This is a genomic window from Bacillus sp. 01N45, from assembly GCF_056399205.1.
Genome location: NZ_JBFTQW010000007.1, coordinates 110,482 through 134,867 on the forward strand (window position 1 = coordinate 110,482; position 24,386 = coordinate 134,867).

At 36.8% G+C, this 24,386-nt stretch carries 21 protein-coding genes and 1 pseudogene; 4 read left to right on the forward strand and 18 right to left on the reverse strand.

The window, feature by feature from the left end; all coding sequences use genetic code 11:
• Positions 1-165: 165 nt before the first annotated feature.
• Positions 166-1,596, reverse strand: a complete 1,431-nt coding sequence (locus tag AC1DMU_RS17800; RefSeq protein WP_088062200.1) for a YfcC family protein — start codon at positions 1,594-1,596, stop codon at positions 166-168.
• Between the two features lie 155 nt (positions 1,597-1,751).
• On the reverse strand, positions 1,752-2,510 hold the full coding sequence (locus tag AC1DMU_RS17805) for a gamma-glutamyl-gamma-aminobutyrate hydrolase family protein (RefSeq protein ID WP_087948031.1): 759 nt from the start codon (positions 2,508-2,510) through the stop codon (positions 1,752-1,754).
• 326 nt (positions 2,511-2,836) lie between these two features.
• On the opposite strand from AC1DMU_RS17805, the gene AC1DMU_RS17810 reads away from it, so the two are divergent.
• A complete protein-coding gene (locus AC1DMU_RS17810; RefSeq protein ID WP_088062198.1) occupies positions 2,837-4,870 on the forward strand; it encodes a sigma 54-interacting transcriptional regulator in 2,034 nt (677 codons plus the stop codon).
• A 147-nt stretch (positions 4,871-5,017) separates the two neighbouring features.
• Here AC1DMU_RS17810 and AC1DMU_RS17815 read toward each other — a convergent pair whose 3' ends face one another.
• From AC1DMU_RS17815 to AC1DMU_RS17825, 3 genes are all read right to left on the reverse strand, one after another.
• Entirely contained in the window at positions 5,018-5,674 is a 657-nt protein-coding gene (locus AC1DMU_RS17815) for an SDR family oxidoreductase (RefSeq protein WP_088062196.1), read from the reverse strand.
• Positions 5,675-5,743: 69 nt separating this feature from the next.
• Complete coding sequence (locus tag AC1DMU_RS17820) at positions 5,744-6,652, reverse strand: alpha/beta hydrolase (RefSeq protein ID WP_088062194.1); 909 nt, start codon at positions 6,650-6,652, stop codon at positions 5,744-5,746.
• A gap of 47 nt (positions 6,653-6,699) precedes the next feature.
• A complete protein-coding gene (locus tag AC1DMU_RS17825; RefSeq protein WP_088062193.1) occupies positions 6,700-7,833 on the reverse strand; it encodes an NADH-dependent flavin oxidoreductase in 1,134 nt (377 codons plus the stop codon).
• Positions 7,834-8,116: 283 nt separating this feature from the next.
• On the opposite strand from AC1DMU_RS17825, the gene AC1DMU_RS17830 reads away from it, so the two are divergent.
• Both AC1DMU_RS17830 and AC1DMU_RS17835 read left to right on the forward strand, forming a co-directional pair.
• Positions 8,117-8,662 carry a TetR/AcrR family transcriptional regulator gene (locus tag AC1DMU_RS17830; RefSeq protein WP_073518933.1) on the forward strand — a complete coding sequence of 182 codons (546 nt, stop codon included), beginning with the start codon at positions 8,117-8,119 and terminating at the stop codon, positions 8,660-8,662.
• 429 nt (positions 8,663-9,091) lie between these two features.
• The gene (locus AC1DMU_RS17835) at positions 9,092-9,979 is read left to right on the forward strand and encodes a DMT family transporter (protein WP_088062190.1); all 888 of its coding nucleotides are present in this window, start codon (positions 9,092-9,094) and stop codon (positions 9,977-9,979) included.
• A 171-nt stretch (positions 9,980-10,150) separates the two neighbouring features.
• Here the strand turns inward: AC1DMU_RS17835 and AC1DMU_RS17840 are convergent, their stop codons facing one another.
• Entirely contained in the window at positions 10,151-10,918 is a 768-nt protein-coding gene (locus AC1DMU_RS17840) for a TSUP family transporter (RefSeq protein WP_088062188.1), read from the reverse strand.
• A gap of 110 nt (positions 10,919-11,028) precedes the next feature.
• On the opposite strand from AC1DMU_RS17840, the gene AC1DMU_RS17845 reads away from it, so the two are divergent.
• The gene (locus tag AC1DMU_RS17845) at positions 11,029-11,814 is read left to right on the forward strand and encodes a TrmB family transcriptional regulator (protein WP_088062186.1); all 786 of its coding nucleotides are present in this window, start codon (positions 11,029-11,031) and stop codon (positions 11,812-11,814) included.
• 96 nt (positions 11,815-11,910) lie between these two features.
• Here the strand turns inward: AC1DMU_RS17845 and dnaB are convergent, their stop codons facing one another.
• From dnaB to AC1DMU_RS17905, 12 genes and pseudogenes are all read right to left on the reverse strand, one after another.
• Complete coding sequence (gene dnaB, locus AC1DMU_RS17850; protein ID WP_098134046.1) at positions 11,911-13,197, reverse strand: replicative DNA helicase; 1,287 nt, start codon at positions 13,195-13,197, stop codon at positions 11,911-11,913.
• Positions 13,194-14,057 carry a DnaD domain-containing protein gene (locus AC1DMU_RS17855; protein WP_088062183.1) on the reverse strand — a complete coding sequence of 288 codons (864 nt, stop codon included), beginning with the start codon at positions 14,055-14,057 and terminating at the stop codon, positions 13,194-13,196. The genes dnaB and AC1DMU_RS17855 overlap by 4 nt, the downstream gene beginning before the upstream one ends.
• Before the next feature lie 161 nt (positions 14,058-14,218).
• Positions 14,219-14,581 (reverse strand): annotated as a pseudogene (locus tag AC1DMU_RS17860) (nucleoside triphosphate pyrophosphohydrolase).
• A 52-nt stretch (positions 14,582-14,633) separates the two neighbouring features.
• Positions 14,634-15,377, reverse strand: coding sequence for a MerR family transcriptional regulator (locus AC1DMU_RS17865; RefSeq protein ID WP_088062181.1), 744 nt, complete (start codon positions 15,375-15,377; stop codon positions 14,634-14,636).
• A gap of 8 nt (positions 15,378-15,385) precedes the next feature.
• Positions 15,386-15,637 (reverse strand): hypothetical protein, encoded by a 252-nt coding sequence (locus tag AC1DMU_RS17870; protein WP_142291683.1) that lies wholly within the window; start codon positions 15,635-15,637, stop codon positions 15,386-15,388.
• A gap of 3 nt (positions 15,638-15,640) precedes the next feature.
• Complete coding sequence (locus AC1DMU_RS17875) at positions 15,641-15,979, reverse strand: magnetosome magnetite crystal formation protein family (RefSeq protein WP_088062177.1); 339 nt, start codon at positions 15,977-15,979, stop codon at positions 15,641-15,643.
• A 97-nt stretch (positions 15,980-16,076) separates the two neighbouring features.
• Positions 16,077-18,518 carry a DEAD/DEAH box helicase family protein gene (locus tag AC1DMU_RS17880; protein ID WP_088062175.1) on the reverse strand — a complete coding sequence of 814 codons (2,442 nt, stop codon included), beginning with the start codon at positions 18,516-18,518 and terminating at the stop codon, positions 16,077-16,079.
• The gene (locus AC1DMU_RS17885) at positions 18,511-18,837 is read right to left on the reverse strand and encodes a nucleoside triphosphate pyrophosphohydrolase (protein WP_001143692.1); all 327 of its coding nucleotides are present in this window, start codon (positions 18,835-18,837) and stop codon (positions 18,511-18,513) included. The genes AC1DMU_RS17880 and AC1DMU_RS17885 overlap by 8 nt, the downstream gene beginning before the upstream one ends.
• A 245-nt stretch (positions 18,838-19,082) precedes the next feature.
• Positions 19,083-21,983 carry a DEAD/DEAH box helicase gene (locus tag AC1DMU_RS17890; protein WP_088062173.1) on the reverse strand — a complete coding sequence of 967 codons (2,901 nt, stop codon included), beginning with the start codon at positions 21,981-21,983 and terminating at the stop codon, positions 19,083-19,085.
• Between the two features lie 114 nt (positions 21,984-22,097).
• Positions 22,098-22,499, reverse strand: coding sequence for a (deoxy)nucleoside triphosphate pyrophosphohydrolase (locus tag AC1DMU_RS17895; RefSeq protein ID WP_088062171.1), 402 nt, complete (start codon positions 22,497-22,499; stop codon positions 22,098-22,100).
• A gap of 225 nt (positions 22,500-22,724) precedes the next feature.
• Positions 22,725-23,693: a tripartite tricarboxylate transporter substrate binding protein gene (locus AC1DMU_RS17900; RefSeq protein WP_088062169.1), complete on the reverse strand. Its 969-nt coding sequence runs from the start codon at positions 23,691-23,693 to the stop codon at positions 22,725-22,727.
• Positions 23,690-24,367, reverse strand: a complete 678-nt coding sequence (locus AC1DMU_RS17905) for a response regulator (protein ID WP_088062167.1) — start codon at positions 24,365-24,367, stop codon at positions 23,690-23,692. Before AC1DMU_RS17905 ends, AC1DMU_RS17900 begins: the two co-directional genes overlap by 4 nt.
• Positions 24,368-24,386 lie beyond the last annotated feature (19 nt).

Genomic DNA, 24,386 nt, shown 5'->3' on the forward strand with positions numbered 1-24,386 from the left:
ATGCAGTTACATATATTTCATCAAATGATTGTAAAGATATTATGTAAACAAATGAAATTTTACATAAAAAAAAAAGCCCTTCTAAACCGGGCTTTTCTATCACCATTATTTAGCGATTTTCTTCAAATTCGAACTTTCTATAAGTGAAAGCATATCTATCTTTTATTAAGATGGACCATAACCAATAAGATGAGCAATTATAACTGCTATTAAACCGATTGAGTATTCAATTAGAATTAAAGGAAGAATCCACCTTGCCCACCTTGTCCATGAAATTCCTGCAATTGCTAATCCAGCCATTAGCGTACCACCTGTCGGAAAAATAATATTTCCAATACCATCCGCGAATGAAAAGGATAATACGGCTGTTTGGCGTGTAATGTCCAATAAATCTGCAAGTGGTGCCATGATAGGCATTGTCAACATCGCATGGCCACTACCTGATGCTAAAATAAAATGAATCGCTACTTGGAAGTTGTACATTCCAACAACACTTAAAAAAGGAGATACATGTTTCATTTCTTCCGATACTTGATACAGTAGCGGGTCTATAATATGCCCTTGATTCAATACAACTAAAATAGCGCGTGATACACCAATGATTAAAGCTCCCCCGATTAAAGATGCCGATCCTTGTGTAAAAGATTCTACAGTATCATCAAGAGATATCTTGCCGAGGATTGCAATGATTATAGTTAAAATAATAAATAAGGCTGCAATTTCTTTTATATACCACTCGTACTTAATAACACCAAATACAAGAATAATATAATTGATTAAAAAGGCCGTTAATATCCATTTATGTCTTTTTGTTAACTCTACTTTCGCTGTTAGTAAGCTGTCTTGCTTATTTGTATCGAATTTCCCGTAAATTCCGCTTGCAGGATCCCTCTTTACTTTCATAGCATGACGATAGACGAATGTAACCGCAATTACATATATGACTACGAATAAAACGAGGCGGAACCCCATCCCCGAATACATAGGAAGACCCGCTATCCCTTGCGCAAGCCCAACTGTAAACGGATTCATAATTGCCGTTGTAAATCCGACGGACGCTCCTACTAGTACCATCGCAGTTCCTGTTATCGTATCAAATCCAACCGCAAGAGCTAGCGGAATAAATAGAGGTACATACACTAAAGCTTCCTCAGCCATTCCCATTAATGACCCGCCAAGTGCAAAGAACAGCATGATAATAGGAATCATTAACTTTTCACGGTTAGCAAGTTTTTTTGCCATCGTTGAAACAAGAGCCTCAACTGTGCCGGATGCCTTTAATACACCAAAAAACCCTCCGATAATAAGAATAAAAAAGATAATATTAGCAGCTTCTACCATCCCTGTAGGAATAGATTTTACCGTATCAAAAAATCCAAGTGGCGTTGATTCAATCCATTTAAATGAATTTGGATCTACTGTTGTATACCCATTTTTTTCAATCTGTTCATATTTTCCTGCTGGCAATATATGTGTAATCACAGCCGCAATAACTAACAAGACAAGTAACATTGCAAATACGTTTATTTTCCATTCTTTTTTTTCCTTTTTTTCTTCTGGCTCGAATGAAACTGCCTTTTCTGATACTTGACTCATATACCAATCCCCTTTGCAATAAAGTGAAACTTTAATCATTGGGGGGTGTTCATCCCCCAATGATTATTAACCCACACCAATTGGCAGCCGGCAGTCTGGCTTCCCCACTACCATGACGTACCAAGCCATCCATCAATTCTTTTACCTATAACACGCTATGATTTAACTACCTTTTTACTAATTTCATTTACAAATTGGTTAAATAAACGTTGCTGTAGAGCATCCTTTTCCGACATCATTTCTGGATGCCATTGAACCGCTGCTACATAACGATGAGCCTTCGATTCAATAGCCTCTATTACACCATCAAAGGACCATGCGCTTGCCTCAAAATCTTTTCCTAATGTTTTCACTGCTTGATGGTGAAAAGAATTAACCATTAAAGATTTTTGGCCAATAGCCTCATAAATTTTTCCCTCTTCCAAAAGATCTACAGAATGAGAGCCTTGCCATTTACGGAACTGTTCTCGAACATGGAAATATTCTGGTCCCATCTCGTGCTCTAAGTCTTGATAAAGAGATCCACCAGCTGCAACATTTAACACCTGTAATCCTCGGCAAATTCCTAGAATAGGAATATCTTTTTCTAAAGCCTGCTTTGCCAGATTTAATTCAAAATTATCTCGTTCTTCCTCTACAGTACCTATATACGATTTTGGAATATCACCGTAATAAACTGGATTGATGTCCGCGCCACCAGCCAATAACAATCCATCTAATTGATTAAGTGTGGACTCAATTTGATCAACTTCCTCAATTGGAAGTAGAACAACCGTTGCACCTGCTCGTTGAAGTGAACGGATGTAGTCGTAAGAAAAGATAGCCATATCTTGACCTGGTAGCCCTCGTAAGCCCTCCTTCCCTATTTCACTATGATCAATATAATACCCCGTAACACCTATTAGTGGTTTCATTTTCTCTCACCTCATAATTTAAATGGTTTCGTTGTCTTTCTCTGCTGAAATTGTATACTCTTAACCTCCCTTTTCTAGCAAGTGGTAAAGAATGAATATGTAAATTATGACTCTACTCATTTCATTATTTCTTTACACACCATTGATATAAGCAAATATCGTGCCAACATTGAAATTAAAGTGATTATTTACATATTTTTAAATATTTTGTCGTTTTATCGGTGTTTACTATGTTGAAATGTATTATAATTGGTTATTAATTGGTTACATAATAACCAATTAATAACCAACTTTAGACCAATTACATTCAACTAAAGAGGTGCTCTATGAACAAATTTGAAACCAACCACATTGTATTGATCACCGTTTTAAAAGAAACACGAAAAGCCCTACATCAACAACTAACGGAGATGGTAGGTGACCTCATAGATATCGAAAGTTTTTCTGTAGAAGAAAGTATTCCAAAAGTATTTCATTCTACATTAATTGTATTACCTAATACGTTTACTATAGAAACGGTGAAAGACTTTATTGGGGAAAACTGCGAAGTAATAATAGCAAAACGAACATTAAATTATGAAAACGTGGACCAGCTTTTATTTTTACCAGAAGGAACACAAGCCCTATATGTGAATGATAATCATGAAACAGTATACGAATCGATTGAAACGATGCGTCAATTGGGGCTGAACCACATTGAATATTTCCCATACTATCCTGGAAAAACGAATATACAAATGATCAAGCTCGCAATTACACCTGGCGAACTTGAAATTATCCCTGACTTTGTAGAAAAAGTAATTAATATTGGTCATAGATTAATAGATATTACGACAATCATGTCCATTCTAGATCGATTTCATTTAATGGAAGAATCAGGTAACCACGTTTCTGAAAGATACTATCGAAAAATAGTAGATTTAACAAAGAATTTAGCTAAAGCTCATCGACAACTTCATCAAGTTATTGATGGTGTTGGTGATGGCATACTAGCTATTGATTATGAAGGAAGAATTGTTGTCTTTAATGAATTCCTGGAAAGCATGCTGAAAATAAAAAGTAAAAACGCTATTGGTCATCCAATTGATGCCATTATTGATAATATCGATTTAGTGAACTTCATCCTTTCAGATAAGCAACAAGAAAGCGGGATATTTGTTGTAAACGGCTTGGATGTAATAGTGGAACGTCTACATATAAATGATCAATCAATTATTGTTACTTTTAGAAATGCTCTTAAGACCATCGGATTTGAACGGAAATTGAGAAAAGAATTTGTCAAAAAAGGATATGTAGCAAAATACAACTTCCATAATATCGTTGGGATTAGCTCTACTATTCAAGACACGAAACAAATTGCCAAAAGGTTAGCTAAGACGGATCTAACTGTATTAATTGAGGGTGAAAGTGGCACTGGAAAAGAGCTTTTTGCAAGCGCTATCCATAATGCTTCCAAGCGAAATAGCGGCCCTTTTCTTGCTGTTAACTTCAGTGCTTTATCGGATGATTTAGTCGAGAGTGAATTATTTGGTTATGAAGACGGAGCGTTTACCGGAGCCAAAAAGGGCGGGAAAATGGGGTTATTTGAACAAGCAAATGGTGGCACTATTTTTTTAGATGAGATTGGAGATATTAGCCTGAAACTTCAAGCACGACTACTTCGAGTATTGCAGGAAAAAGAGATCATGCGCGTTGGCGGAAGCCAAATTATCCCGATAGACGTTCGGATTATTGCAGCAACCAATAAAGATTTACTGAAAATGATTCAAGAAAATGTGTTTAGAGAAGATTTATACCATAGGCTTAAAGTACTCTTTATACACCTTCCCGAATTAAGAACTCGTCGAAATGACATTGAATTATTGGCTAAACATTTTGTTGCGCTATCGGACCCTAAAGTTAAAATCGAACAAGAATTAATTGAAGAACTGCAAGGATATCCATGGTACGGAAATGTAAGAGAACTTAAAAATACGATAGATTACATGCTTGCTGTCCGTACCGGAAACCAAATAACAAAAAATGACTTGCCTAATCAACATTATTTTCAAAAGCCTCCACATAGGAAAACAGATAGTGATCAGGTCGAGGGTATATCACCCCTTTCTTCAAGTTCAAACGCTCTTGATCAAGAATCACTTTTCATCCTTACCCTCATCATGAATTATGAAGAAAAAGGAAAAGCAATCGGAAGAAGAATTATTTCTGAAAAGAGCCAAGAAGTCGCAATAAATTTATCTGAAGCACAAGTGAGACACCGATTGAACTTCCTAAAAATGAAAGGGTATGTGCAAATAAAAAGAGGTAGAGCAGGGATTAATTTAACAAGAACAGGGTTGGAGATTCTACGTAATCTTTGATTACTTATCATCAGTGTTATTGCCCATATACTCTCAAAATACGACATTACAACTCTAATGTGGTATGGATTATACTCATTATTAGCCCACCTCAAAATTCGACTCTACCTAACTTCTTTGTTCCAGCCGAATTTTGAGGTGGGCGTTTTACTGCCCATTACTGCCGGATAAAAAGGCTGGTTTATCACCGTCTGTATTCGGTTTATTTACACCTAAGTTTCCGCCAACGTGTAAATCAGGTGACTGTGCCAACTTCACAACGAAAGCCGCAACACTTTTACGTGACACTTCCGTTCCTTTATACGGCTCACCTTTTTCTGTAATTTCATATTCCACTTCATCATAATCCGTTAACCACGCTGGTCGTAATACGGTGTATGCAAGATTTGAAGCCTCGATTACATCAACAGCTTTTCGGTACGGTCCTAAATATTGACCAATCGTACGGTTATTCCATTTCCCAAACTCTCCTGGCACTTCATCATAAATGCCGAGCGTGCTAATAAAAATAAGACGTTTTACTTCCATCTCTTCCATCACATTCACAACCGTTTTTGCCTGCTCTTCTAAATCATCACCAGCTAAATTAGCATACACTACATCTTGATTTACCATCGCCTCTTGTAACGTTGCACGATTTAAAACGTCACCTTCCACAATACGTACACGATCAGAAGCGTATTGCTGTACTCGATATGCATTTCGTAAATATAATGTTAACTTTACGTGCGTTTCATTTAAGAATATATCAATCGCATAACGCGCAATTTGTCCGTTTGCCCCAACAATTAATACGTTCGTCATAGTCATAACTCCCTTTCCTATTTTTTATAAGGCAGTAGAAAATGTTTCTACTGCCTCGTGAGAATCAAATTATAAATGTTTTCCAAGGAACTCCGTTGCCTTCACTACAGCTTGATCGACATACTCAGGAATATCGTACAGATCAAAGTGAGATCCACCTTCCAAAACAACTAATTCTTTCGGTTCGTTCGCTAATTCATATGCTTCTTTACTTTGCCAAAGTGTTCCTGCTTTACTTCCTGCAACTAATAGAAGTGGTTGTGTTAATAAAGAGCTCATTTTTTCATCGATTGCCGTAAACGCTAAAATTTTATCAAAGCTTGAAAACAGCAGTTTATTTACTGAATTCGGATGCTGCGCTCTAGCTGTTCTGTAATATTCATATCCTTCAGCTGTTTCTGAATCTGTATTTTCATCAATTTCATGTGGTACGTAAGAAAGATACATCGGATCCGCACCATTTGCTTCAGCAGTACGTTGTTTTGCAACTGCATCAAGCGTCTCAATTGCATTCGATATTGGAGCATCACCATTCCAGCCTTCGCGGAACGTTCTTCCCATATCTGCTGCGCTAATTCCTACAACCGCTTTAATACGACGTTCCGTTTGCGCTGTACGTATCGCATAACCACCACCAGCGCAAATACCAACTACACCAATTCGCTCTGAATCAACGAAAGGAAGTGTCGTTACGTAATCTACCGCCGCGCGCACATCTTCTACTCTAGATGTTGGATCATCAAGATAGCGAGGTAGCCCTTCACTTTCCCCTTGATAAGCCGCATCAAATGCTAACGCGACATACCCTTCATCCGCTAACTTTTGAGCATAAAGGCCCGCTGTTTGTTCTTTCACTCCACCACCCGGATGTAAAACGATAAGAACTGGGTATTTCTTGTTATCATCCATTTCGTTTGGTACATGAAGATTACCAGCCATGTTCAAATTATATTTTTTAAACGTTACTTGCTTTTTCATATTAACCTCTCCATTTCATATTCGTTTTTATTAATACATTTTCATAATTAATCTTCGATGTTAAACCATGGTCCTGAAGCCTGAATAACATTCCACAGCTTTTCTGGAAGCTCCAGTTCACTTACTGTTGATTTCTTAATTGATACTTGAATTTCATCTTCTTTTCCGTCCTGCACTTTCTCTACCCAGTCTGGATTCATAATTAACCCGTGGCCGATTGCCGCAAGTGTGATTCCTTTTTCTAGCGCTAACGAAACATCATCTGGCGTTAGCATAGAACCAGCGGCCATTAACGGAATTCTGCCGTTTACATGCTCGGCGATTAACTCAAGGTACGTTTTCTCGTCCTGACTATCCACTGGTTTTGCAGTAAGAGCACTCGCTAATGAAGCGTGAACATAGTCAACGTCCGCTTCAATCAGATGATTGATTAACTCATACGTATCTTTCATTCTTAAAGCACCTTCTTGCGGTTCGTCAGGTGAAAATCTGTATCCTAACGCGAACGGCTTCTTCGCGTGCTTTTTAATAACAGCTTGAATTTCACGAACGACTGCTAGCGGGAAACGTAAGCGATTTTCTAAAGAACCGCCCCACTCATCTTCACGTCTATTAAAGAATGGTGAGAAGAAGTTTTGTAGTAAAAATCCGTGCGCACCATGAATTTCAACGCCGTCAAAACCAGCTTCAATTGCTCTTCGCGTCGTTTCTCCAAAATCACGAATCACTTCTAAAATTTCATCGTGCGAAAGTTCTCTCGGTAATACAGATGGTGCAAACGGAGAAGCTTCTGTTTCTAAAGCACTTGCACTCACTACATCCCCGCCTGGCGTAAAATCAGGTAACGCTTTGTTCCCTGCATGGAAAATTTGAAGAATAGCCGGAGCTCCGCCGCTCTTAGCCGCATCCGCTAATTTGCGTAAACTTGGGATAAACATATCGTCATAACCTGCAAACTCATTAGTAAAAGCGATCCCGTTCGCCTGTACGTGTGTACATCCCGTAATCACAAGCCCGACTCCGTTCACTCTCTTTTTGTAATACGTTACTTCTTCATCTGAAATCGTATAATCATCATTACCTGCCCAAGTTGTCATCGGCGCCATCACGACTTTATTTTTCAGAGTAACGCCAGATTTAAATGTAAATGCTTCAAATAAGTTGTTATATTTCGGATTCATAATTAACCTCTTTCTCGTTGTTTTTCATATATAAAATTGTCATTATTTTGTTATTTGTTCTTTTGAAGAAAGTTACTTAGAGCACGAAATGTGACTGCATCCCCCTCTTTCATTAAGAAATGATACTCGGAAGAATTAATGCACGTTGATGTATTATCTCTCCCGTGTGTATAATATAAAATGAAAAAGAGATGTTTTCAAACGTCAATTTTAGTGAATTCACGCATTAATACACACATCCATAAAAATTGTGTATTAACTATAAAGAAAGTTTGGTGACACAATGGAAAAAGTCGATCGAAGGATTATTAAATCAAAAGAAGCAATCAAAAATGCTTTTATTGAACTCATGGCCGAAAAAGGATTTGATAAAATTACAGTAAAGGACATTTGCACCACGGCGGACGTCGGAAATAGAACATTCTACCTTCATTATCTAGATAAATATGATTTACTCGACAAACTCGTTGTAGAACGTATCGAAGCGCTAAAAACACTGTGCGCTCCCCTCCATGATTTAAGCTTTAGAGAAGCTTGCATCGCTTGGTTCGAAAACATGGAACAGCACTACTTCTTCTTCTCAACGATGCTAGCAGGAAAAGGAGCTTCCGCTTTCCGCAAACACTTCTTCGATTACATCATCGAACAAATAAAAGATGACATAGATATTAAAGAAGGTGTAAACAAAGGATTTAGTGAAGACATGATCATTACCTTCTTCGGATACGCTATTGTAGGAGTTGTGGAAACATACTTTATGAAAGGACTTCCTGATCCGCCGGAAGTTGTCGCGGAGCAACTTGGGTTGTTGCTAGATAGGAACTTTTAAATGAAAAGAGGCTGTTTTATAAACCGATTGAACCGGATTATAAAACAGCCTCTTTCTTATTGGGTAAAGTTCAACTAATCGGACATTTACGGGCAGCCCGACTCCCACCTAACTTCTTTGTTAAAACCGAATTTTGAGGTGGGAGTTTTACAGCCCGTTATAATGCGGGGAAAAACGTCGATAAATTTAAGTTACAAATATTCAGAATTAATATTAAAATGAAGAATGGGGATAGGGGTATGGGATTATAAAGTGGAACTTTCATCAGTGGGGGTTTTGTTCATCCCCCACTGATTATTAGTTGAACCAATCGGGCATTTACGGGCAGTTGATCTCTCACCTAACTTCTTTGCTCCAGCCGAATTTTGAGGTGGGAGTCTTACTGCCCGTTAATGCGGGGTAAAATTTATACATAACGAGGGAATAGAAATGAAACTACAATTAAAAGCGGATTTAGGACTACTACTAGTTACATTCTTTTGGGGTGCATCCATCTTACTTACAAAGGTTGGACTTGAAGGCATAGAAGAATACAACTTAATCGCATTACGATTTATCATTGCCTTTCTTTTATCAGGTTTAATATTTTACAAACATTTATTCAAAGTCGATTTTAAAACTGTAAAATATGCATTTATACTCGCTTCTGTCTTATTTATCGTTTACATTTTCGCGACTTTCGGCACAAAGTACACGAGTGTTTCTAACGCTGGTTTCTTACTATGTCTCACAGTCATCTTCATTCCGATCTTATCAGCTATATTTTTAAAACACATTCCGGAAAAGAAAGTTATAGTAGGAATCATTTTAACGATAATAGGAATCGGCTTATTAACATTAACTAGCGAATTCAAGATCGGTAACGGCGATATATTTTGCATACTGTCTGCCTTATTTTATGCCATTCACGTCATCATTACTGGAAGCGTAACGAAACATGTGAACTCCATTGCACTTGGAGTCATACAACTCGGTTTCGTCGGCCTATTTAGTCTTATTTTTTCATTCATTATCGAAACGCCAAAACTGCCTAGCACAACCAACTCATGGCTAATCATCCTAGCCTTAAGCATATTCTGCACCGCAGTCGCATTCATCGTGCAAGTAATCGCCCAGCAATACACGACGCCTACACATACAGGGCTTATTTTCTCATTAGAACCTGTCTTTTCCGCAGGCTTCGCTTTCGTTTTCACAGGTGAAACGCTCACAGGAAAAGGATACTTAGGCGCGACACTTATATTAGTCAGTGTGTTGATTGCTGAGGTGGATTTTAAGGGATTGTTGAGGCTTAATTATAAGAGGAATATAGAGTAAACATTTCACTATAATCAATAAACATACCCCAGAAAAATATGAGTTTATATTATTTTCACCCTCTTACCTTAATTTTTTTAGATGCTATCTTCGAATAAGATAGCATCTAAAACATGTTACAAAGAATTATTATATTTATGTAGCCTGCATAGTTAACCTTTTCTACATTATTTACTGCACATAGTCATACAGATTTTTCGCTAACAATAAACAAGTTACTGTAATGAAAAGAGCACGAACATACCCGCTTCCTTTTTTTATAGCGAATTTGGAGCCAACGACTCCTCCAGCAATTTGAGCAATCCCCATTATAAAACCATACGCATAGTTTACTTGCCCCACATACATAAATATCAACAATGCACCAACATTACTTCCTAAATTAAGAAACTTCGCATTACCTGCTGCTTTTAAAAAATCATACCCAATAAATAAAAGAGCAAACATTAAAAACGAACCTGTGCCAGGCCCTAGAAATCCATCATAAAAACCAATTGTAAAAATAAAAAAGGTAAAAATAATGACGTGTCGACCAGATAATTTCTTATGAGTAGAAATACTACCCCAATCCTTTTTAAATATTGTATAAATAGCGACTGCACCAAGCATTATCAGCATCAATGGCTTCAGTACTTCTGGGTTCATTAAATGAACGGTCCATGCACCTACTATAGAGCCTATGAAAGTGATTGGAAATAATTTTAAAGCCGATTTCAAATCAAGATTACCAGAACGATAAAACACAATATTACTAGTTGCACTCCCCATTGTTGATGCTAATTTATTCGTGGCTACTGCACTTGCTGGATTCAGCCCTGTAAATAATAAAGCTGGTAAAGCAATGAGTCCACCACCACCTACAACTGAATCAATAAATGCGGCAACAAATCCAAAAACAATCAAAATCATTAATACAGATGGGTCTAAATAAAAATCCATATTAGTAGCCTCCCCCTTTAGTCACTATTGTAATAGTAACTATCAATTTGCTAAATGTAAAGAGTTATTGTAACGTTGAAATATAAAAGCAAACATCGGAGGACGAGAAAGTGGACTACATAGTACAACAGCTTAAAAAAATTGGTTTTAATGAATATGAAGCTAAATCTTATGTATCTCTTGTAAAACAGGGGCCTGCTACAGCCTACCAAGTGAGTAAGGATTCAGGTGTCCCAAGAGCACGAATTTATGAGATTTTAGGTAACCTTGTAGAAAAAGGAATTGTCATGAAAGAAGAAATAAATGACACCACTCGCTATTCACCTCTACCTGTTGAAATCTTTTTACAGAAAGCTCAATCAGAATGGCAGTCTACTTATGAAGGAATCAGTGATTCATTAAAAAAACTCGAAACTTCCGAGGAAAAAACGGATAATCGAGTCATTACTTTAAAAGACAACAAAACAATACTTAGCTATTGTCAGGCATTAATAAAAAAAGCAGAACAACGTATTGTCATTTCAATGTGGGATGAGATGTATGAAGCGTTAAAAGAGGAACTATGTGAGGTAGCTGATAAAGTTTCAGTACAAGGTATTACCTTACATGTTGAAAATCCAATTAAAAATCTAGAAGCTCATCGTATCACACCTTATACAGAAACCCTCTCTACAGAACATTGGTTTATTTTATCGATAGATTCTAAAGAGATGATTTACGGACCATCAATTGAAGAGCGTAATATTGCTTTTTATACAGATGACCCCGTTCATATATACTTACTAGAGGATTATGTATGGCACGATGTTTTAGTAAATCGACTTGTCCGACGTAGCCAAGACGACTTGGAGCAATGGATCACTACAGAGAGAAAATCCTTCTTTATGGGAAAATAAGAAATATATTGAAAGAATCAAAGAATAAAGCATAAGTTAATGAAATGAAAAACTTATGCTTTATTTTATTTGCAAAGTGATACTCAAGTCTTTTCACTATTTCCCCTCCTCAAACCGCCCAAACTCCTTCAAGAATCTCAATTTAAAACTACCAACAGGCCCATTCCGATGCTTTGCCACATGAATCTCCGTCATCTCTTTCTGCATCGTTTCCTTATCGTAATAATCTTCACGATACATAAGCATAATGACATCCGCATCTTGCTCAATTTGTCCTGTCTCTCTTAAATCAGATAAAAGAGGGCGCTTATCTTGACGTGCTTCTACCGAACGAGACAACTGCGACAACGCTACTACACAAACATTTAATTCACGCGCCAATACCTTAAGCTTACGAGAAATCTCACTAATCTCTTGAAATCGATTGCCCTTATGCTTCGGATCCCCCGTAATAAGCTGCAAGTAATCTACAATGACTAAAAGCTTTTTATCTCCATGCTTCCTCTTTAACTTACGAGTTTGCATCCAAATATCTTGTACCGAAATGCCTGCGTTATCGTAAATCTCAAATGGTAATTCTCCGATCTCCGCAAACGCCTTACTCACCTTTTCCCAGTCCTCTAATGCAAAACGATGCTTTGGATTTTTTAGCCTACCTCCCGACACTTCACCTACGCAAGACGCCATCCTTTTCAACAATTGCTTACTACTCATCTCTAAGGAAAACAATCCTACCGCCGCTCCAGACTTCGCCGCATGCAGTCCAACATTTAGCGCAAACGCAGTTTTCCCCATAGAAGGGCGTGCACCAAGAACGACAAAATCCCCCTCCTGCAATCCGCACGTCATTTTATTTAGCGATGTATAACCAGTCTCAATACCAGTAATCTCTTTCTCACCTTGATGAAGCTCTTCATATAAATCAACTAACGCATCCTTCAAATCAAACTCACATACACAGTCCTTTTCCTCTAACTCACAAAGTGCCGTAATCGTCTCACCAATAATTTTTTCATTCTTCTCCGTAATAAGACGCTCTCCCATCTTGTGCCCGAGAACACCCGCCTGATACATTTTCCAGGCACCTCGAACAAGCCCCTCATAATACGAGAAGTTCGCAGTTGTAGGCACACCATCCATTAACCCTATAAAATACTCCATTCCCCCGATCCCCTCTAAAAACTTCGGATCTACCCTAGAAATGAACGTCACAAGATCAATCGGTTGCCCCTCTTCTTCCATTTTCCGCATTAACTGAAATATAGACTTATGCACCGACAGCGAAAAATACTGCTCCGTCAAACCGCACTCCTTAATAAGCTCTCCATCAATTAGTAGAGAACCTAATACCGTCTTTTCCGCCTCCACATTTTGAATACTCATGGCCGCCACCCGCGCTCCGCTAAAAAGCGCTGCAACTCTTCCTCTGACGGCGCATTCTTCTCCCATTCCTCACACCTCGCCAAAAACTCCTCCGTCTCCCCCGTACTAACAGACGACTCCTTCTTCCTAAAGCTCGCCGTATCCGCCTCAACCTCAGAAACTTTCGTAAATCCTTTCCCGTGCCAGCCTCTCAAAATCCCCTTTACATAAGCAACCGTCCGCTTATTATTCTCAAACGCAATTTGAAGAGCCTTCAGCACAAGCTCCTCTGACAAATCTTCCATCCACGCACTCAGTTCCTCCACAGTATGCGGAGACAAACTACCGAAATGCTCCTCATAAAAAGAAAATACGCGCCTTCCCGTTTCTTCCTCTATAACCTCTTCTTCCGCCTCTGTCTCCTCACAAACTGGCTCAACATCATCCACAGCCAAATCACTCGGCATACCGAAATGTGCTAAAAGCATCGGAACATTCAGCTCCTCCTCTACACACTTCTGAAGAAACATATGTACAAACTCCTTATTCTTCACACCCTTAAGCTCACGAAGCACACACTTCTCCACATTCGTATTCGTCACCGGATTATAACGCAGCCAATTTAAAACGAATAACTCACGAGTATCCGCATCATAAAGAATCTTCCCATAATCAATAAAGCGCTGCACAAGCTTATCAACAGTCTCCCGATTATAACCCGTCTCCATCTCAGCTAACCGCTTCGGAAAAGGAAAAATCCCACACTGCGTCGTCTTCGAACAAGTCAGCAAATACACATAAAAATACCGCTCCTCCGGCGTCAAATCCAAAACAAAATCATCCTGCCAAAAATTCACCTGCACAGTACGATACACCGCCATCCCAATTCCTCCCGTCCTAATTCAAAAATGAAAATTTCCTCTTTGTACTATATATAGGAAGGAGGGCTGGGGTTTTGGCTTGTTATTTCAAAAAATTTTTCGACTCCTACTACGGTGTTTGTTGGTGTTTTTATTTTGTTATGTTTTTTCTTAGTGATTTATTACTTGGTAGGGGCTTGTAAGGGGCTTAGGAGGGGCTTGTTATCGGTTACTTCGATTAGAAATACACGATCCGAGAAGCCGCCTCGTTCTTCTGCTTTCTTTTTACGGATGTTGTTGATTTCTTCTAGTGTTGTGCCTTCGTATTCGGCTAGGGCGTTTATTAGTTCTAGTAGGTCGGATAGTTCTTCGAGTTTATCGGTTTTTGTTTTCGCTTCGATGTATTCTGTTAGTTCTTCTTGTGTTTTTTTGCAGATTTCTTTTATCTATTCGTCTTCGGGTAGGGTTCTTGTTGTGGGTGTTTTTCCGTTAGCTTTTATTATTTGTGGGATTTTGTTTCGGATTAGTTTGTTGTAGGTTGGCATGGGATTTCCCTCCGTTAGGTTTTTCTTCTATTATAATGGAAAAGCAGTTTAACTAGGTGTTAAACTGCTTCATTGCTTCTTTTATATAGTTTTCTTCTTCGGTTGTGAAAAGGGTTGGGAATTCGGATAATGGGAGGTTTGATTTTTGGATTATATCCTCTATATCGCTTTGAGGTGTATCAAGATAATTCGTTATCTCTTCTATTACATTGAAAAATTCCTTTAAGGTAACTTGAACGTCATGATGACTCGGATCCTTCTCTTCTACTTTATACTTTTTCAACTTCCCTATCACATCCATAAAGCGCCGATCGAATTTTTCTTTTAGTTCCTCATTATTATAAAACGGTTGAACACTCTCTTTTGAAAAATGCTCCACTAACCATTCCTTATTTTCTTTCTCCCATATAAAAGTTTGCAGAAAAGAAGAAAACAAAGCGACATCCACTCGTTCTTCCTTTTGAAACCTCTTCGTCATCCCATCCATATGCGAAAGCACCTTCGCAATTCTTTCTTGCTCTGCCAAAAGCAATTCCCTTTGAAAATGCATTTGTCTTAAAAATTCTTCCGTCTCTATATCACGCTGCAATATAATATTTTGAATTTCCCCAAGCGAAAAACCGAGATGCTTAAACGATTGAATTTGTTGCAGCACATACAAATCATCTTTCGTATATAACCGATGCCCACCCTCAGTATAATCGCTCGGCTTTAATAAAGTAATCTTGTCATAATAACGAAGCGTCCGCACCGTAACATCCCCAACACTTGCAAACTCACTAATCATCCACGCCATACCATCACCTACTCCGCTAACTTCTCTTTCACATACTGAAGCATATGAGAAAAACTCATCTCATTCTGCCGACAATATTGAAATAAACCTACAACAAGCAATACAAAAGGAACATTCCCCCTATAACGATTTTCATACTCACTAATACCATCATAAAGGTACTCATACTTTCTTTTTCGTAAAACAATATAAATCGCAATAAACAATACTGCAATCATAACGAAAAATTGCTTCTCCTTTATCTCCACTTCTTGTTTCATCACCTATTCTCCTTCCAATGCATACTTATCTTCTTTAAATAACGGAATTCGAATGAAATAACGATATGGCTCGTCGCGTATTACCTTCCACGCAATAATGGTCACTTGAACAACCTCAAAGGCAAATACACCCCAAAACAAAACATCACTAATACGCGAACTAGTATTAAATAGAAGAAAGATTAACAAATGAAAATTGAACGCCTTTCGGCAATGATATTTGTACACTTCAGTTTTACGTGCCAGTGTGATGTACATGAGTAGTGGCGAAAAGATTCCTATTGCGGCTGAGAGTAGTAGCATGATGATGGTGTTTCTTTTTTCTTTTTTGGTGGTTTTCATGAGCGGTTTGATCCCCCTTTTTTGATTTGTCTTCTTTAGGTTAGGGGGTGACGTTGGGGGAGGTGCAAGGGGAATTTTAATTTAAAAACAGCAACACTTATTTCAGCGCCGCTGTCCTTCTTCCAAAATATGTATGAAGACGATATTCACATATCTCCTTCGTCCATTTAAATAAAATTTCTTCATCTTCTTTTCTAACATCCATATTTAGAGAAAAGAAGTTTTCATCAAATGATAGTAAACCTTTCGAGCTACCACTCCATTTTGTCATTGGCATTGTAGCAATTAATTTACTAATTTTTTCTTCATCATACTCCCACATACGTTTTGCTTGCTTGTCACTAAAATCGATTCTCTTGCGGTATTCTTTTTCCATTAAAAACTGATGGAAGAATGGTGCAACTTCTTCTGGTGAGATAGGATGGTACCATTCCTCTTTTCCGCGTTGTAACATCGCTAACAGTAGTAGCATTTTATAACTTTTTGCCATTCCTGTTGTTTCAACTTCTTGCAACCACGCTTCACAATGTAAAAACACTGTTTTTTCCAGTTCTGTTAATTCATCATTCCATGCTAAAAAGCCAACATATGATTTAAACTCTTGGCGATACTCTTTACTTTCTTCTGTACCAAGCTTATGTAATTCTAAATATGTAGGTCGACGCCCAAGATCTATTTTTACAGTTTGATAACCCTGCTGTAATTTTTCTTTTCTCGGCATTTTCTTTTTCAGTAATTCATCTAATAACTGCTTTGCTTCTAATTCAAACTCTACTGTACATCCAGCTGGCAATATCTTTTGTGTACCATTTCTTTTCGTCTTTCCATCATCAACTCGAAGCATTTGCATTTTTATATCTGCATTTCTATAATTTGCAATTAAATCAATTACAACACAATACTCCTTATGCTCATGCAATCGTAAACCACGACCAATTTGTTGCGTAAAAATTGTTAACGATTCTGTTGGGCGAACAAATAAAAGTGTATCGACAGATGGAATATCAACACCTTCGTTAAATAAATCTACTGTGAAAATAGCATCTAGTTCATTATTATCCAGCTGATTAATCGCATGTTCTCTCGAAATATGTTTTGTTTCCGAATGAAGTGAAATTGTACTATAACCGTTCTCATTAAAATATGTAGACAAAAAAACTGCTTGCCTAATACTAGAGCAAAAGACAATTGTTCTAGTTTTCTTATATTTCTTCCAAGCTTCTAAAATATTTAAGGCGAGTTCCTCTCTTAACTGAATTTGTGTAAGTTCCTCACGGTCATACTTATTGCCTATCCAACGTATTTGTGAGTAATCCGTATCATCATGTACTCCATAATAGTGAAACGGAGATAACCATCCACGCTGAATCGCTTCCATAAAATCAATTCGATACGCAACGTTCCCATCACAAATCGAATAAATATCACGAAAATCATTTCGATCTGGCGTTGCTGTTATTCCCAATAAGAAATTAGGATCAAAATAATCTAGTACCCTTTGATAACTGTTAGCTGCAGCATGGTGGAACTCGTCTACAATAATAAGGTCAAAATCATTAGGTGAGAAGTTTTCTAAGTGACGCTTTCTACTCAACGTTTGAATAGATGCAAAAACAACATCCTTCTCGCCTTCCTTTTTCTTCCCATTGTAAATCCCCGTAGTCTTATTATCGATTACACGCAGAAAAGATTTTTCTGCTTGATTTAATATTTCTTCTAAATGCGCAATAAATAAAACTCGCTTAAAACGTTTTGCAAAAAAAGCAGCTAAATAAGTCTTGCCAAGTCCTGTTGCCATAACAACCATCGCTTTGTTGTATCCTTCTTCCAGTACATTCTCTAATTGTTCCAATGCAGGTAATTGTGCAAAGCGTGGTGTGATCTTTATTTCATATACAGCTGATTCCTCTAATTCAATTTCTACTCCTGAGCTCGCAGTATAATCCTTTTGTCCCGAGGGAATCATCATTTCAATCTCTTCTTGCTTTGTCCAAGTTCGGACTAGACTCGAATGAGTTGTATGAAATTCTTCATACTCTTTACGATATTGTTTAATTGTTTCTATATTGATAGGCTGAGTTGCTTCATTCATATGAATATGTAAAAATTGATCAATCGCCTCCGAAAAAGCTTCCTCTCCAACACTCTCTTTCACAAGCAAGCTCCATTCCACGCCACTTGTTAACGCGGAACGAGACATATTAGAAGAACCAACAATCATAACTCCGTCGCTCTCACACTCAAATAAATAAGCCTTCGGATGAAATGATTTCCCAGCACTCCTCCACAGTCGAATCTCAATATCAGGATGAATTTCATACAATTTCTCTAAAGCATCTGGTTGCGTAATATACAAATAATCTCCTGTACAAACCTTAATATCTACATTCTTTTCGGCTGCTTTCCGCAAAAGAGGGGCTAAGACATCTACCCCCGATTTCATAACAAATGAAGTTAAAATATATATTGATTTTGCATCATCCATATAGCGCTCTAGCTTATAGATCAAATTATTCGTAACGAGCTGTACATTAGTCATCATGTACCTCAACTAAAAAAATCCTCTCCTGAAAACCACCACGTTTTTCAGCCTTCTGTTTACGTACTTGCTCAACAGCCTCTAACGTTACACCTTCATATTGCGCTAATGCATTCACTAGCTCTAATAAATCAGCTAATTCTTCTACTTTATGTTCTTTACTTTCAGCCTCTAAATACTCAGCTAACTCCTCTTGTGTTTTCTTACTCACTTCTTCTATATATTCTTTTTCATCTAGTATTCTAGTTGTGAATGTTTTTCCATTATTCTCGATAATTTCTGGTATGCGATCTCTTACTAATTTGTTGTAGGTTGGCATTTGAATTCCTCCATGGCTAATATTGTAACTTTTTGATTATATTATACAAGATTTAGTACTTTTCTTTCTATTTGCATACAATAACTATTTAAACAATATATTATAATTCAATAAATAAGGCCATATCAAAAACATACTCTAATGTTAGTTTGATACGGCCTTATCTTGCATATAGATATTACTTTAAAAACTTAAACTTCTTTTTATTATTTTAAAGTAATAATATTATTGAACTTTTAATCTACCTACAAAACATTACTATCCTTTAAATAATCATAGAGCTTATTATCCACCGATTTCTCCATAATCATATTCATCGTAACAACCGGCAGTTCTTTTCCATTTTTATCTTGCATTTCAGTTTGTTCTACACTTGTTTTATCGGGTCTCGCTTTTCCTAAATAGTAAAAGTCGCTTCCCTCGTCATCATCTTTTTTCACAAAAATATGGACGTCAATATTATTTTCTTTAGCATCAATAATTGTTTGAACTTCCTTTGACTTTAACGTTCTATTACTTCTAGTATACCATTTAAGAACATCTTGATTAAGGAATTCATCACCATAGTTCACACTCGATTCTACCTCATCGTTTTTATGATATGTGACAAATATTGGGCAAGTAGCGTATTTGGTTTTATAGCCATACATAGTTGAAGTCTCATCAATGTGCCAATTTAAAAGTTTACATGCATCTTTTCTTGAGTATTTTTTATATATAGTAAGGTTACTATCACACTCATAATTTTTGTTCTTGTCTTTCGCACTTTTAATGATGTCCATTACCATGTACTTAAAGTATTCATTCTGTTCTAAGCTTTCTCGGATTAGATCATTAAACATGTACGTATTATCTTCTTGTAATGCGAGAATTGGCTTTTCACCATATTTTTTCTGGTTATTCTGTGTGAAAAACGATAACTCAAAAACCCGCTGCACAGAAGTAATCGTAGCATCATCTGTTAAGCAATTAGATTCTTCAAGTTGTTTTATATACTCATCCTTATCAACTTTTTCTTGCTTTAATAATAAGTCTAACAAAACGATTTCGTTTTTACGTTTTCCATTTAGTACTTCCAATGAAAGCATTGTTAAAACTTTATTTTCGTACTCTGTTAATGTAGGGACATCTTCTTTCATTTTCAATAGGAATTGATAATAGTTCGAATATCCTTCTACAAGTACAACTGGATCAATAGAATGGTTTACTATAAAGTCATATAGATATGGAGTTCTTCCTATTCTATTTTTCAACTCAGCAAAAGCTTCCTTCAATACTTTCATTGCTGTTAAATTACTATTATTAATTGCTTTAAAGATCTGCTTTTTTGCTATTTCTTCAAAGTTAACTGTTGAAATACCTTTAATATAACTCGTGTCATTTGTATATCGACGTATATTATCTTTATTTTGTGATCTATCTCCTGAAAGAGCAATTGGAATTAAATAGTTGTTTTTATAGTTTCCAATAAAATCAATGATCGTAACAAAATCTTTCGAATCGTGTTTTCGAAGTCCACGCCCCAGCTGCTGTATAAAGATAATACTTGATTGAGTTTGTCTTAACATGACAACTTGGTTAACACTTGGAATATCGATTCCTTCATTAAAAATATCTACTGTTAAAATATAATCCAGTATGCCATTTTCTAATTGATTTACCCGCAGTTCTCTTTCCTCTTGGGAATGATCGCCGGTTAATGCAAATGTGCGAAAACCTCTACTATTTAAGGCATATGATAATTGTTCTGCCTCATCTTTTCGGCTGCAAAACATTAATCCTGTTACTTTCTCACCAGAAAAACCATAATATTTTACTTTTTCAACTATATGATCTACTCGCTCTTCCGTAACAAGTTTAGATAAAACTGTAGTGTCATCTATCTTTTCACCATTATATTCAAAATCAGTTACTCCAAAATAATGGAAAGGACAAAGCATATCTTCTTCAAGTGCTTCTTGCAAACGAATTTCATAAGCAATATTGTAATCAAATAGCTCATAAATATTAAAATTGTCTGTACGCTCAGGTGTAGCAGTCATTCCCATTAAAAATTTCGGTTTAAAATAATCAATAACCCTATGATAAGAACTAGCACCAGCTTTATGAACTTCATCTATTAAAATATAATCAAATAGCCCAGGATCAAATTGTTGTAAATTTTCTTCCTTTGAAATAGTCTGGATTGTCGCGAATAAATATTTAGCATTTATTTGCTTATTTGATCCTGATAAAACTCCAAAGTCTTCATCGGCTCCGCCAAGCACCTTTTGAAAATCTGATTTTGCTTTATTTAATATTTGCTCTCGGTGAACAATAAATAGCATCCGTTTAGGTGCAAAATTTCTAACATCAAATGCTGAAAGATATGTTTTCCCCGTTCCTGTTGCGGAAATAACTAAGCCTTTTGCTTCTCCAGCTTCTCGAATAGCTTGTATTTCTTTTAATGCAGCTTGTTGCATTTTATTTGGCGTAATTTTCAACGCTTCTTCAATTGCATTATGATATTGACCAGGTAATTCTATAACTCGATCTAGCAACTTATTTTCTGCAACTTGTTCATATATTGTTTCGTAATTTGCAATTAACTCTTCAGTTAATACTTGAGAATGCTCCCAGACTTCTTCAAATTGATTTTTAAAATGTTGAACAATCTCTCCATCTTCATGCGATGTTAACTTGACGTTCCATTCATAGTTTACCTTCAAAGCATGTGCAGTCAGATTCGAACTACCGACAATTAATGAACAATGTGTTTTATTATCAAATATGTACCCCTTTGAATGAAAACCAGATAAGTTTGTTAATCTTACTTCTACATTTTCAAGTTTCATTAATTCTCTAAACACTTTTGGTGTATTAAAATTTAAGAATGTAGATGTTAATATACGTCCTTTAACCCCTCTTTGTTTAAGATCAAGGAAATGCGATTTTAAAGTCGCCAGTCCACTTTCCGTAATAAAAGCCACTGAAAAAATAAAGGATGTACTATTTTCTAGCTCCTCTAACAATGAACTTAAAACATTTTCATTTTTTTTCGTATTGTTTACTAATAATTTAGGCTTATATATTCCGGGATGACTATGTTTTTGATCAATAAACCCTTTATATAAAGACCCCTCTAATTTTTGAATAAAATTCTCCATATGATCACCATTTATGACAAATTTTTATATTAATTGTATTACTCACTGATTTAAAGTGCAAATTTATTACAATATAAAAAACTATCCGCCTAAAACGGATAGTTTTTTATCAAATTACTTTACAATAGATTCTTTTGATAACTTCTCAATAGTTGGGATATCCGCAGGTGCCCAATCTAAAGCTGCTAGTTCATTCGGATATAACCATTTAATTGCTACGTGCTCAGTTAGAACCGGACTTCCTTCAACAAGTTTACAATAGAAAGTTTTCAAATGAACAATACCAAAATCATACTCATAGTCTGTATAATCTATTTGCTCACCAATCTGCACGCTACAATGCATTTCTTCATCAATTTCACGCTTTAACGCCTCTTGAGGTGTTTCTCCCTCTTCTATTTTCCCACCTGGAAATTCCCACATAAGAGGTAGCGATTTAGATGGTCCTCTTTGTGCACATAAAATTTTCTCATCTTGAACAATTACTGCTCCAACAACATAAATATTTTTCTTCATTATGTCCTCCTTAAATCTCACAGAAACTCTATACTTTATGTTTCCACACTTTATAGACTGAAAAATGCCTTTTATATCTTTTAACGACTAATATATTTTTAATCAGTAAGCTAGATTTTATCTATCCCTATCTAGCCCTTTTAATACAATTAGCCTAACACTCTCATCTCTTTTATATTATATAGAAGTAACTACAAAAATAAAGCCTGATTGAATACTTCCCTCTTAAGCCTCTTTTTTCACCATTTCCTCATACCTAAAATGACATTCCTCCAAAAACCCCCTAATCTCCACACTCCCCTTATAAAAACTCTCCCACCCCCGCTCCCTCAAAATCCCCTTCCAACTATCACTCTCCACCATCTTCTTAATAACACCATCCCAATAAGCAACCTCTTCCTCCGTCATATCTTTTGGTCCCATAATTCCTTTCCAGTGCTGGAAGATGACGTTGATGCCTTGTTCTTTCCATGTTGGGATTTCTGGTAGGCGGTCTAGGCGTTTGGGTGCGGATACGGCTAGTATTTTTATTTTGCCGGCTTTGTATTGTTTTTCGGCTTCGGATAGGGTCATGGTTGCGGCGCTGATTTGTTTGTTCGTTAGGGCGTTTATGATTTTTTCTTTGTTTTCGTAGACGAAGAATTGTAGTTCGGCAGGGTTTATGCCGAATGCTTTGCTTACTTGTACGAATGATAGGTGATCGTCGTTTCCTAGGCCTGGGGCAACACCTATTTTGAAGTTTTTCTTGTCTTGTTTTAGTTGTTCCATGAGTTGTTTTGCGTTTTCTATGTTTGATTCCCTTGATACGACAACGACTTCCCAGTCCGATGCGAGTGTTGCGAGCGGTGTGAAGTCTTTATATGTTAATTTACTGTGACCTAGTAGGTTGTTCGTTATGAGTAAGCTTGAGTTAATCGCCAGTACGTGACCGCCTTTTTGTTTCGTATATTTCCATCCGACGTCACCGCTGCCACCGACTTTGTTTGTGACTGTGATTGGTTTTGTGAAGATTTTTTCTTCTGTTAGCGTTTTTTGCATCGCTCGTGCTGTTAAGTCCCATCCGGCCCCTTGAACGTTCGGCGCTACGATTTCTACTTTGTCTATGTTTACTGTATTCGTTTGAGTTTTTTCCAAGGAACAACCAGCTATTACTCCTGTCATAATCCATATACATAGTAATAATCGTTTTTTCATAGCCCTCGTCCTATTCGGTACTTTCGTTCTGGTCGTCCGATAATGCCGTATGTGTATTCTACTGTGCATTCGTTTGTTGCTACTAAGTATTCTAAATATCTTCTTGCGGTTGTTCGGGAGGCACCCATTTGTTCTCCCATTTCTTCTATTGTAATGCCCTCTTCAAACCCTTTTATTATTCCTTTTACCTTTTGCAGTGTTAACGGATCCACACCTGTCGGTAAGTTTTTTATGTCTTGTGTTTGCGAATTGCCGAAGAAGTTATCGATGAGTGCTTGATTTACTTCATTGTTACTATGTAATAGTTGCTTCTTTCTTTTATAGTCTTCAATGGTGCGAACAAATTTTTCTAACGTGACTGGTTTTATAAGATAGTTACTTACGCCGTTTCGAATTGCTTTTTCTAACATATGATTTTCATTTGCCGCAGTAACCATAATGACGTCAACGTTTGGAAAGTCTGCATGAATTTTCGGCAATAAGTCTGTTCCGATTCCGTCTGGTAAGTAATTATCTAATAGAAGTAAATCGATTTCTTCCCTTTGTAGTAGTTCCATCGTTTCTTTCGCATTCAATGCTTTTCCAATCACTTTTACGTCCTTTATTTTTGATAAAAACTCTTCCTGAATTTGCGCGACGCGGAAATCATCTTCTGCAATTGCAACCTTCAACATATGCCCATCCCCCTGTTTG